Raw genomic sequence first — 15471 nt, forward strand, 5'->3', positions numbered from 1 at the left:
ACGTGAACGAACTCTATCTCAACGGGGCCTTCGTACCGCCCGCCGAGGCGTGCGTCTCGGTCATGGATCGCGGCTTTCTGTTCGGCGACGGCGTCTACGAGGTCATCCCGAGCTATGGCGGCCGTTTCCTGGGGCTGGAGCCGCATCTCGACCGGCTGGACGCGAGCCTCGCGGCCCTGCGTATCCAGACCCCACTCGGGCGCGAGGACTGGCGCGCACTCTTGCGGCGGCTGATCGGCACGCCACCGGTACCCGATCAGTACGTCTATCTCCAGGTGACGCGCGGCGTGGCGCCGGAGCGCGATCATCTCTGTCCCGAGGGCATAGAGCCGACCGTGCTCGCCTTCGCCCGGCCGATCAAGCCGCGCGCACCCGCCATCGCCGAGCAGGGCGTTGCCTGCATCACCCGTCCAGACATCCGCTGGCTGCGCGGCGAGATCAAGTCGATCTCGCTGGCCGCCGCAGTTCTGATGCGCCGTGAGGCCGCCGACGCCGACGCGCTGGAGACCATCATGCACCGCGACGGCTGGGTGACGGAGGGCGCGGTCTCCAATGTCTTCGTCGTTGCCGATGGGGCGCTCATGACACCGCCCAAGAGCCGGTGGCTGCTCTCGGGCATCACGCGCGAGCTGGCCCTGACTCTGGCGCGCGAGCACGGCATCGAGTACCAGGAACGACCCGTCGCGCTCGACACCCTGCGCGCGGCCGACGAGATCTGGCTCAGCAGCTCGACGCGCGAGGTGCTGCCGGTCACACGGCTCGACGGCGAGCGGGTGGGCGACGGACGTCCGGGGCCGCTCTGGCGCCGGATGGATGCGATCTATCAGGACTACAAGGCACGGGTGCGAGCAGGCCATGTCTGATCAAACAGAAACCCTGATGACCTTTCCCTGCCGCTTCGCGGTCAAGGCCATGGGACCGGCCGGGCGCGGCCTGGAAGCGGTCGTGGTCGAGATCGTCAGCCGTCATGCCGAGGGCGTCGACGAGACGGCGATCTCGGTGCGCGAGAGCCGGGGCGGCAACTGGATCGCCGTCACCCTGACCTTCGAGGCCCACAGCAAGCCCCAGCTCGACGCCATCTATCGGGAACTCAGCGCGCACGAGCTGGTGGCCTGGGCGCTGTGAACGCGCCGCTCCAGCCGCTGCGCATCCGATATCCGGACGGACTCCAGGACTATGCGGCGACCTGGGCGGCGATGCGCGCCTTCACGGACGCGCGCGAGGCGGATACGCCGGACGAACTCTGGCTGCTCGAACATCCGCCGGTCTTCACGCTCGGTCAGGCCGGACGTCCCGAGCATCTGCTCGCCCCTGGGGATATTCCGGTGATCCGGACCGATCGCGGCGGGCAAGTGACCTATCATGGTCCGGGTCAGCTCGTCGCCTATCCGCTGCTCGATCTGCGACGTTCCGGGATCGGCATCAAGCGGCTGGTGGAGCGGTTGGAACAGTCCGTCATCGATCTGCTGGCAGGGTATGGCATCGTGGCTGAGCGGCGCGCCAACGCACCCGGCGTCTATGTCGCCGATGCCAAGATCGCCTCGCTCGGTCTGCGCGTGCGCAACGGGTGCAGCTATCACGGTCTGGCGCTCAACGTCGACCTGGATCTGGAACCCTTCGGTCGCATCAATCCCTGCGGTTATGCCGGACTGGCCGTCACCCGGCTCGTCGATCACGTCCCTGGGATCACGCTCGACGAGACGCGCCGCGCACTGGCCGAGATCCTGGCGCGACACCTGAATCGATCGGACTGAAGCCGGCTCAGCAGCATTCGTCCTCGATCCGGTCGAGCAGATCCGGCCCCTCGAGGTGCCCGTGGTGCTCGAACAGCTCGCGGCCATCAGGGCACCCGCGCCACCGGACGCATCTCCTTGTCGCAGACCCCGCCGACGCTCACCGAGCGCATCGTGCCCGCCCCTCGACAGGTCTCGCCGCGATCGTTGATCCGGCAGTTGAGCTCGACCGGCGTACCTGCGCTGAGCCAACTCGGCACCCGGCGATAGCGCCCGGTCCCGGCCGAGCGACAGCCGCTCGGGATGCCGTAGGCCGGACAGGAATCGGGCCGCTTCAGCGAGACCTTGCGCGCATCGACCAGGAAGCCGGGATAGTTGTTCTCGATACGGATGACGTCGCGATCCGGCTCCTGAGTGACCAGGAATTCCTTGAAGGCATAGCCCGAGCCGGACTTGGCGCCGACCTCGATGCGGGTATTGGCGATGAGCGCGAAGTCGCCGTCCTTGCGCGCCACGGCGCCGGTCATGTACTCGACTCGGTCGTGATTGGGGAAGCACTGTCCCATGGCCGGGGCGTGATAGTAATGGCGCATGGTAGTGATGTCGGTCAGGCTGTTGCCGGGGAAGACGGCGCGCAGATCCGAGTCGTCGCCATAGAGGATGCGCTCGGCATCCGGCGCGGTCTGGGCATACATGGCCTGGAGCTTGGCGTAATTGTCGCGGTCGGCCAGATCCGGGCGCAGATAGCAGGAGGTCAGACCCGAGATCTGGGTCAGATACTCGTCCCAGATGTTGTACTGCGAGGGCGCGGAGGAGACGCCCTTGAAGTCACCGGGGAACCCACACCCCTGCCCGCGCTGGCACTGGCCCACGGCGCGATTGCGGATCGAGAGCACCACGATGTTGCGCTCGCAGGCGCCATAGGCGTTGCAGCCGCGTCCCAGATGGCCCTCGTAGAGCGCGGTGCGCATCGCGTAATCCAGATGCTTGGCGCGCGCCAGCGTGGTCGGCGAGCCGAGATCCGAGCGCCGGGCGCTGAAGTCGTCCCAGGCGCGCTCCAGGGCCTGACGGCGGCGCGTCAGACGCGCGTTGACCGAGGCGCACTCGCTGGAGTCGTGGAAGGCGCGCACGATGCGGTCGAGTTCGCTGACACCGCCCGCCGAACCGCTGCGCCCGCCCGAGCGCGGCGGATCGAAGAAGGGCGCCTTCTCCAGGGCATAGAGCTCACGCACATCGATGACGTTGCGCACGCTCGCCGGGCAATGATGATTGCGTACCCTGAGTTCCTTGCGCTCGGCCACGGCACGCTTGAAGACTTCGTTGGAAGCCGGAGTCGCCGAGCGCGGATCGACCACGACCTCGAAGCCGACATAGGGCGTGCCTGAAGTGTCGGTCAGCGGCTGGCCGTTGCGGATCATCAGACAGGGGATGAGCGAGGTGCCCTGTACCAGTGTCCCGGCGCGCCCGGCGGCGGTGCCGGCGCCGGCGAAGCGGTCGGCGTCGTAATAGGGGACGTCCATGGGACCGTTGAACTTGTAGACCGTCATCACGGGTGTGGCCGGAATCGCGGCCGGCAGATCGAACGAGACGAGTAGCGCGAGCGCGCCGAACCGGATACGCATGGGACCGAACCTTCCTCGATGTTGGATACCAGGGGGTGTCCTAGGCTAGGCCAAGCCGGAGCGCGAATCCACCCCGGATCGCCTCCGGCTTTGGCGCGGTCGGCTTGAGAATGGCGACTCGATATGCCGTAATGCAAACTCACACCAAGACCGCTCAGAGGATCGGGTCATCATGTCAAACGCACTCAGACTGTTCGTCGGCGCACTGCTGATCGTCGCGCACGGCCTGGTCATGGCCGGCGAGGTGCAGTCGGGACGGGCCGATGTCTTCATGACCGACTATCCGTACAGCCGACGCATGCTCGACAACCACGACTGGGCGCGTCTCGTCTCGCCCACCCAGTCCGATCAGAACACCGGCTACACCTGGATGACGGCGCCGGGCATCGACCGGCGCGACTGGGAGCGGATCGTCGCGCCGAGCGCGAGCTATCACGTCACGCCCTACGGCTGGGCCATGGCGCCGGGCGATGACGCCTTCCATGCGCGCGTCGAACGCTTCATCACCGAGATCAAGTCCGACGGCAGACTCCAGGAGGCGGCGCGGCGTCACGGTCTCGAACCCATCGTGGTGCACTGAGTAAACACTCTCTCGCTCCCCTCATGTCACATGGCGAAGCACAGCGACGCGGCCTGCTCCTGGCCGCCCTGACCCTGCTGGCGAGCGGTTGGCTGGCCGCCTTCGGCATCACGCTCTGGCGTCTGCACGACAAGGCGACCGCCGACGGTTTCGCAGCGGCGCGGATGCATGCGCGCCACTTCGAGGACTATCTGACCAAGACGCTCCAGGTCATCGACCTGAGCGTGGGCAATCTGCCGCCGGGCGAGGATCTCATGGACGACCGGGCGCTCGCGACGCATCTGACCGGTCTGCTGCGTCCCTCCTCCTTTCTGCGTTCGCTGTCGATCCTGATGCCGGACGGGCGGGTGATCGCCAGTTCGGATGTGCGCAACCTGGGTCGTGAGATCGACTTGAGGGGCTTCTATCCGGATATCGGCCTGACCGGCATACAGCTACGCATCGGCCAGCCCTGGCTGGGGCGGGATCTGGCGAACGCGACCCCGAGTCTGGGCGAACCGCCGCCGCCGCGCTCATCGAGCCTGGTGCCGGTCATGCGTCGTTTCGTGCTCGCCGGACAGACCTACTGGTGGCTGGCCGCGCTCAATCCGGACGATTTCGTCAATCATTTCAGCCAATTGCTGCCGATCCGGGAGGGGCAGGTCCAGCTCCTGCGCTACGACGGTCTGCTGCTGCTCTCGTCCGACCCCGAGGACATCCCCGGTCGGACCGATCAGGCCGGTGAGGTGCCCGCGCGCCTGGAGCGAGTGGAGCTGGGCGAGCTGGCGCAGACACTGGCCGACGGCCGGCACGTCCTGACGGCCTATCGCGCCTCCAGCCGCTTCCGGCCGTGATCGCCGTCCATCTCGATCGAGGCTACATCCAGGCACAGTGGCTCCGCGAGGTGGGCCGGCTGTCGATGATCGTCGTGCCGATCCTGGCGGCGCTCTCGGTGGCCATCCTGCTGCTCTGGTTGCGCCGCCGCCGTCTCGAACAGCAGCGCGCCGAGCTGGAACGCCAGCGCCGTCTGGCCTCCAGCGTCTTCGAGGCCAGCAGCGACGCCATCATGCTGACCACGCCCTCGGGCGAGATCCTCTCGACCAACCCGGCCTTCGAGCGCATGACGGGTTACAGCGGCGCGGAGGCGCTGGGCCGCAATCCGCGCCTGCTCTCCTCCGGGCTGCACGACCAGACCTTCTATCGCGATCTCTGGGACGCGGTCGTCACCCAGGGCCACTGGCGCGGCGAGATCGTCAACCGCCGTCGGGATGGCGAGCTCTACACCGCGATCCTGACCATCGATGCCGTGCACGACGAACAGGGCGAACTCCGGCACTATGTCGGCGTCACCTCGGACATCACCGACCGCAAGCGTCACGAGGCCGAACTCCTGGCCGCCAAGGAACGCGCCGAGACGGCCGCGCGCGCCAAGACGACCTTCCTCTCGACCATGAGCCATGAGCTGCACGCGACCATCTTCGAGCCCTTCGTCCAGGCCGACGGCTCGCATACGCGCCGCTATGGGGGGACAGGGCTGGGTCTGGCCATCGCGCGCCGTCTGGCCGAGGCCATGGGCGGTACCCTGGAGCTGGAGAGCGCGCCCGACCAGGGCAGCCGCTTCACGCTGCGCCTCCCCATCCAGCCGGACGAAGTCCGTTGTCCGCCATCCCTGGAATCCACAACGGGCTGATCGTCGATGTCCAAGCTCCTGTCACGTCTGAAACGCTCGCACTGGCTCGGCGTTCCTCTAGCCCTCTGGATCGGTTTTCCGGTCTTCGCCCTGCTGATGGTGCTCTGGCCGGGCCTGGATCTGGCGGTCTCGCGACTCTTCTACACGCCGGGAGCCGGATTCACGCTCAAGGGTGTACCCTGGGAGCGCGCGCTCCATGAATCTGTGACTGTGCTGATGCTGGGGGTGAATCCGGCGCTGATCGCGCTCTGGTGGTTCAACCGGCGCACGGGGCGACGCCGGCTGGGCTTCGACGGACGCAAGCTGGCGTTCCTGCTCTGTCTGCTGGTCCTGGTGCCGGGTCTGATCGTCAATCTGACCTTCAAGGAGCATTGGGGGCGCGCACGGCCGGTCACTGTGGTGGAGTTCGGCGGTGACAGGAACTTCACGCCGGCCTTCGTCCTGTCGGATCAGGAGGGCGGTTCGTTCAGCTCGGGACATGCGGCGGCGGCGGCCTATGTGGTGGCGGTGGCCGCGACCCTGGCCGGACGCGGATCGCCCTGGATGTGGCTGGCGCTGGTCTATGCGCTTGGGGTCGGGGTGGCGCGTCTGGTCTCGGGGGGGCATTTCTTGAGCGACGTGCTGACGTCACTGTTGCTGGTTTGGATCGGCTATCGGCTGCTGGGCCGGCTCTTCTTACCCGAAACGCGCTCCGAGACGGCCCGGACTCACTCGAAGACCACGTCCTCGTAGACGGCGTCCTGGTCGCAGGAGCCGTGCCGGATTCGGCCGATTCCGATCGGTCGAGCACGGCCAATCCCGCGATCACCGGCTCCAGACGCGCCAGAGTTTCAGCTAGTGCTTCGCGCGGCAGCGGAAACGCTGGAGCGATTCCAGGCTATCTTTCAACAGGGAAGTGGTCATCGTTCGCTCTCCTCATGCAGAGGATCTGTCTACTCCAACTGTACGTGAGCGAACGATTTTTGCCGGCTGGTAGGACACTTTGTCCAAAGTCCAAAGCATAAAAACGCGGTCGAATCCTTTAACCAGGTCTCGTTCAGGCACAGTCGTCGCTATGAACGCCCGATTCACCCTGGCCCGGCGGCGTGCCATGCGCCTCGACGCGATTGCGTCCGCGTTCCTTCGCTCGATACAGTGCCTCATCGGCACGCCGGATCAGGGATTCGTGATCCGGATCCGCGTTGCCTCCGGCTTCCTCGGCCACGCCGATGCTGATGGTGACGATCCCGCGCGGCGAGGCCGGATGCCACATGCCAAGACCCGACACCGACTCGCGAATCCGCTCGGCCACCCGCAGCGCGCCCTCCAGGGTCGTGTTGGGCAAGACCACCACGAACTCCTCGCCCCCATAGCGGGCGCAGAAATCCGAACCGCGCTGCAAACTCTCGCGCAGGAGATCGGCGACGGCACGCAGACAGCGATCCCCGGCCTGATGCCCGAAAGTGTCGTTGTAGCTCTTGAAGTCGTCGATGTCGCAGATCAGCAGTGACAGCGGCACCTGTTCGCGCCGACCACGGCGCAGTTCGTGCACCAGTTGTTCGATGAAGAACCGCCGGTTGGGGATGCTGGTCAGGGCATCGAAGACGGCCTGACGACGCAGTTCTTCATAGGCGCGCGCCAGCAGCCGGCCCAGCACCAGAATGACCGCCACGCCCGCCAGACCGACGAGCGCATGACTGACGGCCAGCCCCTGCCATGGAATGGGCGCCAGCTCCGGCAGCGTGATGCTGATGCCGCCGCGCACATCGCCGAGCACATAGCCCTGCTCGGCGTGGCATTTGAGACAGGGTTCCTCGATGATGAGTGGGGCCATGTACCTGTACCCCTGCCGGCCCTCGTGCTCGAAGGGCTGAGTCCATTCCCCGAGTCCCTGCTCGAACGCCTGCAAGGCTTCCGCCTCCCAGGGCAGAGCGATATTCTCCGGACGGATCGGCTTGAGGCTGGTGATGTGGAACTGCACCCCCGTGCGTCTGGCGGCCAGCTCGGACAGGGCGCGCGTCATATAGGCGGGGTTGACCTTGGTCAGCGTCAACTCATCGCTGACCTTGATCTCGCGACGCGGATCCTTGAGATAGGGATTGGGCGGCGTCTCCGACGTGGCGGGCACATAGACGCCCCCATGCCGTGCGTTCCAGCGCCGCGTGATCAGCAGCAGGTCGAAGAAGGAGCGCGCCGCCTCCAGGGCGAGTTCTTCGCGATGGCGCTCGGCCTGATGGAGGTTCCAGCCGAGCGAGACGGCGACGATCGCCAGCCAGAGTCCGAGCACCAGCACCAGCTTGAGCCGGATATGGAACGCGGTGCGCACAGGCACGAACCGTTCATAGGCACTGTCATAGTCAGGCGTGCCGACCGCGTGCTGAAAGGTGCTCGATGTCAAGGGATCGATCTCGCTATAGCCGTTTCACGCCGGTCGCCTCGCCCGCTTGCGCCGCCGGACGACAGACGCGGGATCCGGACGGAAACAAACCTGAACCTGAGCATCCGACTTGATGCGGCCTGATCGGACAGGTATAAGCGCCGGAAGTGAACATTCAGGCTGGAATCCTCATCATGCTCGAACTCAGGTCACGAATGATGCGCACAGTCGAGGAGGCGGTTTGAACATCGGGCGCCTATCGATCGCCATCGCGGCGGCGGTCGTGGTCTCGGCCGGCATCCTGTCGTATTGGAATTCGCCGTCGCTGCGAATGCCTGAAGCCGACCCGGTGCCGCTGGAGTTGGCCCAGGCGCCGACGGGGGGTGATTTTACACTGGATTCGTCCGCCGGCCCGGTGCGTTTGAGCGATCTGCGCGGGCAGGTGGTGCTGATCTATTTCGGCTACACGTCCTGTCCCGACATCTGCCCGACCAATCTGGTCTACATCGCCAACGCCCTGCGTGCCCTGCAACCCGCCGAGCTGGAACGTACCCGCGTGCTCTTCGTCAGCGTCGACCCCGAGCGCGACGACCCGGAGCGTCTGGCGGGCTATGTCGCCTATTTCCATCCCAACATCCTGGGACTCACCGGCACGCCCGAGCAGTTGGCCGAGATCGCGGGGCGCTATGGTGCGGCCTATCGGCGCGTCGACGACAGCGGCTCGGCCATGGGCTATCTGATCGATCATTCGGCCTTCACCTCTGTCGTCGACCCGAGCGGGCGTCTGGTCGAGACGCTCGGCCATGCCAGTCCCCCTGAAACCATCCGGGACGCGATCCGCACGGCGTTCGGCACCGAACCTTGATCCATCAACGGAGATTTCGAGTATGCGCCTGATCCGTACCCTGTTCGCCGCCGCGCTCCTGTCGAGCGTCGGCCTGACCGTCAACGCCGCCGGTCTGGAAGTCGGCGATCCCTATGTCCGCGCCGTGCCGCCCGGACAGCCGAACAGCGCCGCCTTCATGACGCTGCACAACACCGGCACCGAGGATCGCGCCCTGATCGGCGCCGAGAGTCCGGCCGCCGAGACCGTCGAGCTGCACACCCATGTCGAGGAGGGCGGCCTGATGCAAATGCGCCGGATCGAGCGCATCGCGCTACCGGCCGGCGAGACCACGACGCTGGCCCCCGGCGGACTCCATATCATGCTGATCGGACTCAAGTCCGAACTCGCACCGGGCCAGACGGTCGAACTGACGCTGATCCAGGACGACGGCGAGCGTCTGGCGATCCAGGCCCCGGTGCGCCGCCTCGAACCCATGCATCACGCGGCAGCGCATTGAGCCGGCGCACGCCGGCTCGTTCGGACGACGGGGACGAACGCTTCGAGCCGGCGGCGGTCTACCGAGCCATCCGGTCGCTCGCCCCGGATATCCACGTATCCGGTTTGACCCAAGGGCCAAGCGTCTGATATACATTGCCGGATTTTTCCCCACCCTTACACCCATCAGGTCGTTTGTCGATGGCTCGAAACGGCCGCGAACACGAACAACATTTAGGCACTCGCATGAAGAAGACTTGGCTGACAACGGTTTCAGTGGCGGCTGTTTTGGTGAGCGGTCTGGCGCAGGCCGCCGAGGAACTCCAACCGGCGGACCCCGCGCGGGGCGAGACGAAGGCCAATACCATCTGCATGGCGTGCCACGGCCCGCAGGGCAACAGCGTCGTGCCCCTCTGGCCGAAGCTCGCCGGCCAGCATCCCGAGTACATCATCAAGCAGTTGACGAACTTCAAGGCCGGGGAACGCTACAACGTCCAGATGACGCCCATGGCGATGCCGCTGACCGAGCAGGAAGTGCTCGATCTGGCCGCCTATTTCTCGACCCAGACCCAGAGCGGCGGTCAGGCCGATCGTGAACTGGCCGCAAAGGGCGAGGCACTCTATCGTGCCGGCAATCCCGCGACCGGCGTGCCCGCGTGCAGCGCCTGCCATGGTCCGGCCGGCATGGGTCAGGGTCTGTCGAAATTCCCGCGCATCTCAGGCCAGCACGCCGACTATGTCAAGCAGACCCTGGAGCACTTCCGCTCGGGTGAGCGCGCCAACGATCCCAGCGGTATGATGCGCGGTGTCGCCGCGCGCATGAGCGACCAGGAGATCGCCGCCGTATCGCAGTACATCCAGGGTCTCTCGAAGTAAGCGTTTCTCCGTCGCCCGGATGGACCGAAAAGGCTGCGTATCGCGGCCTTTTTTACACTGAGCCGGATCGCTCTCCCCGCCCTGTCGGGGCGAGCGCGCTGTCGCTGCTGCTGTGGCTGGCGCTGATCCATCTGCCCTGGGGGCCGGGCTGGAGCGGGCTGCTGCAGTGCGGGTCTATGCCCCGGCCGACTATCGCAACGGACTCTGGCTCTCGGCCGGATTCGCCGGCATCGGCCTGATCGCCGCGCTCTTCGTGTGCGAGACGGGCTGCCGCAACATCACGTTGAACGAGCGGCCTGCCTGAAGGCTTCAGACTCCAGGGGTCATTCCGACGGCTCCAGCCAGTTCACGACCAGTTCCTCGGGCGTCAGCGGACGGTCGTAGAGATAGCCCTGCCCCTCGATGCAGCCCTCGCGAAACAGGAAATCGGCCTGTTCGCGCGCCTCGATCCCCTCGGCCAGCACCTCGAGTCCCAGGGCGCGGGCCAGGGCGATGATGGCGCGCGCAATGGCATCGTCGTTGACGTCCTGCGTCAGCCCCTTGACGAAGGAGCGATCGATCTTGAGCCGGTTCAGCGGCAGACGCTTCAGGTAGGACAGCGACGAATAGCCGGTCCCGAAGTCGTCGATGGCCAGGGTGACGCCGAGCGCACGCATCGCGTTCAGGGCGTGGATGGCCATCTCGGCATGACGCATGAGCTTGGACTCCGTGACCTCCAGCTCCAGACGCGCCGGGTCCATTCCGGTCCGCTCCAGGATCGCGGCGATCCGGCCGGGCAGTTGCGACCGCTCCAGCTCGCGCACCGACAGATTCACGGCCAGACGCGGCACGTGCAGACCGGCCGCGTCCCAGTCGACTATCTGGCGACAGCCCAGTTCGAGCACCTTCAGACCCAGGGTGTCGATCAGCCCCAGCTGCTCGGCCATGGGGATGAAGAGCGTCGGCGACAGCAGACCGAGCTGCGGATGGCGCCAGCGACAGAGCGCCTCGACCCCGATGAGTTCGCCCGTGGTCAGATCGACCTGCGGCTGGTAGTACAGGATGAACTCATCGCGCTGCAGGGCCAGACGCAGATCGTGCTCCAGACGCAGTCGCTCGGCCGCTCCTTCCGACATGGTCGGCTCGAAGAAGCTGAACCCGTTGCGGCCCGCTTTCTTGGCCTGATACATGGCGATGTCGGCATGACGGACCAGGGTCTCGAACTCGCGTCCGTCGCTCGGATAGAGGCTGATGCCGATACTGACCGTGACGAAGAACTCGCGTCCCTCGACCTGAAAGGGCCGGTCGAACTCCTCCATGACGCGATCGACGAAGTGCGCGACGAAACGCGGCGCCGGGATGTCCTCCAGGATGACGACGAACTCATCGCCGCCGAGCCGGGCGATGGTGTCGACGGTGCGGATCTGCGCCGACAAGACCTCGGCGACCCGACACAGCAGGGCATCCCCGACATGATGGCCCAGGGTGTCGTTGACCTCCTTGAAGCGGTCCAGGTCCAGGAACAGGAGCGCGAACTGACGCCGATACCGCCTGGCGCGCTGCAGGCACTGCTCCAGACGCTCCTGGAAATAGGTGCGGTTGGGCAGACCCGTGAGGGCATCGTGGTGGGCCAGATAGTCGAGCCGCTCGCTGGTCTCGCGCAGACGCTGACGCTGGCGCACCGCCTCGGTGCGATCGATGATGGCACAGACGTAGCGCCGCGCCCCCTGGTCCAGACTCGGGATCTGGGCGATGTGCAGATCGCCGATGAAATCCTCATCCGACCTGGAGCGAAAGCGGACCTCGGGGATGACGGTCGAGCTGTTCTCAGCCAACCCGCTCCAGACATCGATGACGGTCTCGCGATCGGACTCGGCGATCAGGCGCGCGAAGAAGTGTTGATGGAAATGCGCGCCGCGCAGGTGGAATAGGCGCTGCGCCGCCGGATTGGCCTCCTGGATCAGACCCTGGGGATCGATCACCAGCTCGGCGATCGGCAGGGTGTTGAAGAAGGACGTGAAGCGATCCAGGGCCTCCTGGATGCGGTGCTGGCTCTGGGCCAGCTCCTCGTTCTGGATCTCCAGCTCGGCCTGATAGATGCGCAGATTCTCGATCAGCGCCGCCGGCCCCGGATCCTCGTGACTCAGGATCTCCTCGGCCAGATCGAAACGCCGTGCGCGCAGCGCAGCCAGCGCACGCTCGCGCAATCCGTCCGCCGGCTCGCCGAGTCCATCCTCGGTCGGATCGGGCCGTGGAGGCGGTCGGCTACTCATGCCCGCGATCAGCCCAGTCCGTGATATTGATGTGACTGACGACGACACCGGCGCGGACATGCCGGATCGGCGCGACATACATCAGATACCATTGAGTCACCCCATCGGTCGGCGCCGAATATTCCAGACAGAACGAGGAGCGTTCACCGGCCATCACCTGCTTGATGCCCGCCAGCGTCTCGCCGGCATGGGGCGCGCTCGCCAGTCGTCCGTCCTCGCAGGCGGCGAGATAATCGGCTCCGACCCCGATCTCCTTGAGTTCGGGGTCGCCGTGTGCGCGTGCGAAGTCGCGCCAGGCGTCGTTGACCATGGTCACGACGCCCTTGTTGTCGAGCACGGCGACATGCGCGGGCAGCGCGTCGAGCACGGCCTGAAGGTGCTCGATGTCGCGCAGTGTGGTGACGTCGACGAAGGTGGCGACCGCCCCACGCAGTTCGCTGGTACGCACCGCATAGGGCAGGACGCGAACCAGATACTGACGGTTGTTGGCGGCCTTGATCTCGTGTTCGAACATGTCACCGCGGATGATGGTCTGGCGCAGATCCGTGATGAACTCCGGATACTGGAGCAGATTGGTGAAGTCGTCGATCGGGCGGCCCAGATCGCCGTCGCGGATCTTGAACAGGGTCGTGGCCTCGGGTGTGAAGCGGGTCAGGCGCAACTGCGAGTCGACGAAGATGGTGGCGATGGACGCGGCCTTGGCCATGCTGTCGAGATCGGCATTGAGCCGGTTGAGGATCTCGATCTTCTCCTGATTTTCGGCGTTGACCGTGTAGAGTTCCTCATTGACCGATTGCAGCTCCTCGTTGGAACTCTGCAACTCCTCGTTGGAGGCCATGAGTTCCTCGTTGGTCGCCTGAAGCTCCTCGTTGGCCGTCTCCAGTTCCTCGATGGTCGCCTGCAGGCTTTCGCGGGTGGCCGCCAGTTCGCGCTCCAGGTTCTCGATGCGCTGGCTGGTCTCGCGGTCGAGGCTGATGGTCTCGATCGCCTTGGACGCCTCGCCGTCGATGATGCGCAGCGTACCCGGCTCCGGCGGCATCACATCGTCCGGACCATAGCTGGTCACAGGCTCGAAGGACAACAGCAGATGCAGCTCGCCGCCCGGCGGCTCGACCGGACGCGCCACCAGACGCAACCGCTCGGTACGGTCGTCGGCGAGCGCCAGCCCGATGATGTCCGAGCGCAGCGGCACGCGATCGCGCGCGGTCTTGTAAAGCAGCGCCTTGGCGACGGCGACCAGCGAACCGGGCAGCAGCTTGGACAGATCCAGACTGACGCTGCCCTCGCCGATGCGCAGATAGGGACCGACGTCGCCGAAGACATGCAGCAGGTCGTGACGCTGGTTGAGCAGCAGACTGGTCGGCGCATAGCCGTGCAGCAACTGCTCCTGAGCCGCATCGATGGCGGCGGCGTCGGTCGCCACGCCATGGGTGCGCACGCCCGGACGCGGCGGCGCGGGCATGATGGTCGTCTGGCGCGGATTGGCCGCGTCCAGCGGTAGCGACACATGACGCAGGATGCGGTAGATCTTGTGCTTGGAGCTGACCGCCGTGAAATCGGTGTGCAGGTTGGCGATGGTCTCGCTCGAACCGAGGAACAGGAAGCCGCCGGGCGCCAGGGCGTATTGGAGCCGGCGCAGGGCGCGCTCCTGGGCCTCGGGCCGGAAATAGATCAGCAGGTTGCGACAGGAGACCAGATCCATGCGCGTGAAGGGCGGATCGTCGAGCAGATTGTGCCGCGCGAAGACGATGCTCTGGCGGATCTCGGGCTTGACCACGAAGTGGTTGCCGCTTTTGATGAAGAACTGTTCCAGCCGCTCGGGCGAGATCTCGGCGGTGATGGCCTCGGTGAAGACACCGGCGCCGGCGACCTCGATGTTCTGCGGCTCGACATCGGTGGCGAACAGCTTGAAGTTCGGCCAGCGGCGCGCCTTCTCGAACGCCTCGGCGAAGAGAATCGCCAGCGAATAGGCCTCCTCGCCCGTGGCCACGCCCGGCACCCAGACCCGGATCGGCTGGTTGCCGTTGTGGTCGCTGACGATGGTGCGCACGGCGGTCTCGGCCAGCACCTCGAAGGCGTCCGGGTCGCGGAAGAAGCTGGTGACGGGGATCAGCAGCTCGCGTCTGAGCGTTGCCAGTTCACCGCGATCGGCGCTCAGCAGCCGCACATAGTTGAGCAGATCCGGGGTCTGGCGCACCTGCATCCGGCGCTCCATGCGCCGCATCACGGTGGCCGGCTTGTATTCGCGGAAATCGATGCCGCCCGAGTGCTGCAACAGATGCATGACTTCCTCGTGCGCACTGTCGCGGTCGATCTCCATCGCCATCGAGGGCGGACGTACCTTGGGCTGGGGACGCTGGTGGATGTGGTCGAGCAGACGCGGCCCGATCTCCTCGGGCGGCAGGATGGCGTCGACCAGACTGGTGGCGATGACGCTGCGCGGCATGCCGTCGAACTTGGCCGTCTCCGGATCCTGGGCCACCAGGAAACCGCCGGCATCGTTGATCGCCACCGCGCCGCGCGTGCCGTCCGAGCCGGTGCCGGAGAGGATGACGCCGATGGCGTGATTGCCGAACTCCTTGGCCAGCGAACTGAAGAACAGATCGATCGGCAGGGTCAGACCACGCGGATTCTTCGGACTCAGACGCAGCACGTCGCCGCTGACGGTCATCAGACTCGCCGGCGGGATCAGATGCACCCGATCGGCCTCGATGCGCATGTCGTGCTCGACCGTCACCACCGGCATGGGCGTGTGACGCGCGAGCAGATTGCCCATCATGCTCTTGTGGTCGGGCGACAGATGCTGGACGACGACATAGGCCGCCCCCGTGCCCGCCGGAAGTCCCTGGAAGAAGCGCTCCAGGGCATCGAGTCCCCCGGCCGAGGCGCCGATGGCCACGACATAGCCATCGAACCGGCCTGGACTCGGCTTATGATCAACCTCTCCCGTCGCTTTCGGGTCGCTGGACATACCACTCGGCTCCTGTTCTGCTGTTCGTGTCGAACCGCGTTCAAGCCGACAGCCTGGTCTCGCGAGCCCACCGGTCCGAGCACCGATCCCG

Annotated in this window: 15 protein-coding genes; 11 read left to right on the top strand and 4 right to left on the bottom strand. The window is 66.0% G+C overall.

What is annotated here, in order from left to right:
* The first annotated feature begins 2 nt into the window (after positions 1–2).
* The 3 genes from Atep_RS13535 to lipB are packed head-to-tail and all read left to right on the top strand — an operon-like array spanning position 3 to position 1754.
* A complete protein-coding gene (locus tag Atep_RS13535; protein WP_236786223.1) occupies positions 3–863 on the top strand; it encodes a D-amino acid aminotransferase in 861 nt (286 codons plus the stop codon).
* Positions 856–1125: a YbeD family protein gene (locus Atep_RS13540; RefSeq protein WP_213378996.1), complete on the top strand. Its 270-nt coding sequence runs from the start codon at positions 856–858 to the stop codon at positions 1123–1125. Before Atep_RS13535 ends, Atep_RS13540 begins: the two co-directional genes overlap by 8 nt.
* Positions 1122–1754: a lipoyl(octanoyl) transferase LipB gene (lipB, locus tag Atep_RS13545; RefSeq protein WP_213378997.1), complete on the top strand. Its 633-nt coding sequence runs from the start codon at positions 1122–1124 to the stop codon at positions 1752–1754. The genes Atep_RS13540 and lipB overlap by 4 nt, the downstream gene beginning before the upstream one ends.
* Before the next feature lie 86 nt (positions 1755–1840).
* Here lipB and Atep_RS13550 read toward each other — a convergent pair whose 3' ends face one another.
* Complete coding sequence (locus Atep_RS13550) at positions 1841–3355, bottom strand: hypothetical protein (protein WP_213378998.1); 1515 nt, start codon at positions 3353–3355, stop codon at positions 1841–1843.
* A gap of 172 nt (positions 3356–3527) precedes the next feature.
* Between Atep_RS13550 and Atep_RS13555 the strand changes: the two genes are divergently transcribed.
* Genes Atep_RS13555 through Atep_RS13570 form a run of 4 tightly spaced genes read left to right on the top strand, consistent with a single transcriptional unit; the run spans position 3528 to position 6336 of the window.
* Positions 3528–3935: a type 2 periplasmic-binding domain-containing protein gene (locus Atep_RS13555; RefSeq protein WP_236786225.1), complete on the top strand. Its 408-nt coding sequence runs from the start codon at positions 3528–3530 to the stop codon at positions 3933–3935.
* 23 nt (positions 3936–3958) lie between these two features.
* Positions 3959–4768, top strand: coding sequence for a cache domain-containing protein (locus Atep_RS13560; protein ID WP_213378999.1), 810 nt, complete (start codon positions 3959–3961; stop codon positions 4766–4768).
* The gene (locus tag Atep_RS13565) at positions 4765–5604 is read left to right on the top strand and encodes a PAS domain S-box protein (protein ID WP_213379000.1); all 840 of its coding nucleotides are present in this window, start codon (positions 4765–4767) and stop codon (positions 5602–5604) included. The genes Atep_RS13560 and Atep_RS13565 overlap by 4 nt, the downstream gene beginning before the upstream one ends.
* Positions 5605–5610: 6 nt before the next feature.
* Entirely contained in the window at positions 5611–6336 is a 726-nt protein-coding gene (locus tag Atep_RS13570) for a phosphatase PAP2 family protein (RefSeq protein WP_213379001.1), read from the top strand.
* A 304-nt stretch (positions 6337–6640) separates the two neighbouring features.
* Here the strand turns inward: Atep_RS13570 and Atep_RS16755 are convergent, their stop codons facing one another.
* Complete coding sequence (locus tag Atep_RS16755) at positions 6641–7981, bottom strand: diguanylate cyclase (protein WP_236786227.1); 1341 nt, start codon at positions 7979–7981, stop codon at positions 6641–6643.
* A 220-nt stretch (positions 7982–8201) separates the two neighbouring features.
* Between Atep_RS16755 and Atep_RS13580 the strand changes: the two genes are divergently transcribed.
* From Atep_RS13580 to Atep_RS16760, 4 genes are all read left to right on the top strand, one after another.
* Positions 8202–8825, top strand: coding sequence for an SCO family protein (locus Atep_RS13580; protein ID WP_336511360.1), 624 nt, complete (start codon positions 8202–8204; stop codon positions 8823–8825).
* Between the two features lie 22 nt (positions 8826–8847).
* A complete protein-coding gene (locus Atep_RS13585) occupies positions 8848–9303 on the top strand; it encodes a copper chaperone PCu(A)C (RefSeq protein WP_213379002.1) in 456 nt (151 codons plus the stop codon).
* Positions 9304–9527: 224 nt separating this feature from the next.
* Positions 9528–10157 (top strand): c-type cytochrome, encoded by a 630-nt coding sequence (locus Atep_RS13590; protein ID WP_213379003.1) that lies wholly within the window; start codon positions 9528–9530, stop codon positions 10155–10157.
* 166 nt (positions 10158–10323) lie between these two features.
* A complete protein-coding gene (locus tag Atep_RS16760; protein ID WP_236786229.1) occupies positions 10324–10461 on the top strand; it encodes a hypothetical protein in 138 nt (45 codons plus the stop codon).
* A 19-nt stretch (positions 10462–10480) separates the two neighbouring features.
* On the opposite strand, the gene Atep_RS13600 is transcribed toward Atep_RS16760, so the two are convergent.
* Positions 10481–12409, bottom strand: coding sequence for a putative bifunctional diguanylate cyclase/phosphodiesterase (locus tag Atep_RS13600; protein ID WP_213379004.1), 1929 nt, complete (start codon positions 12407–12409; stop codon positions 10481–10483).
* Positions 12402–15380, bottom strand: coding sequence for a chemotaxis protein CheB (locus Atep_RS13605; RefSeq protein ID WP_213379005.1), 2979 nt, complete (start codon positions 15378–15380; stop codon positions 12402–12404). The genes Atep_RS13600 and Atep_RS13605 overlap by 8 nt, the downstream gene beginning before the upstream one ends.
* Between the last annotated feature and the right edge of the window lie 91 nt (positions 15381–15471).

The sequence above is a fragment of the Allochromatium tepidum genome (genome assembly GCF_018409545.1).
Classification (GTDB): Bacteria; Pseudomonadota; Gammaproteobacteria; order Chromatiales; family Chromatiaceae; genus Thermochromatium; species Thermochromatium tepidum_A.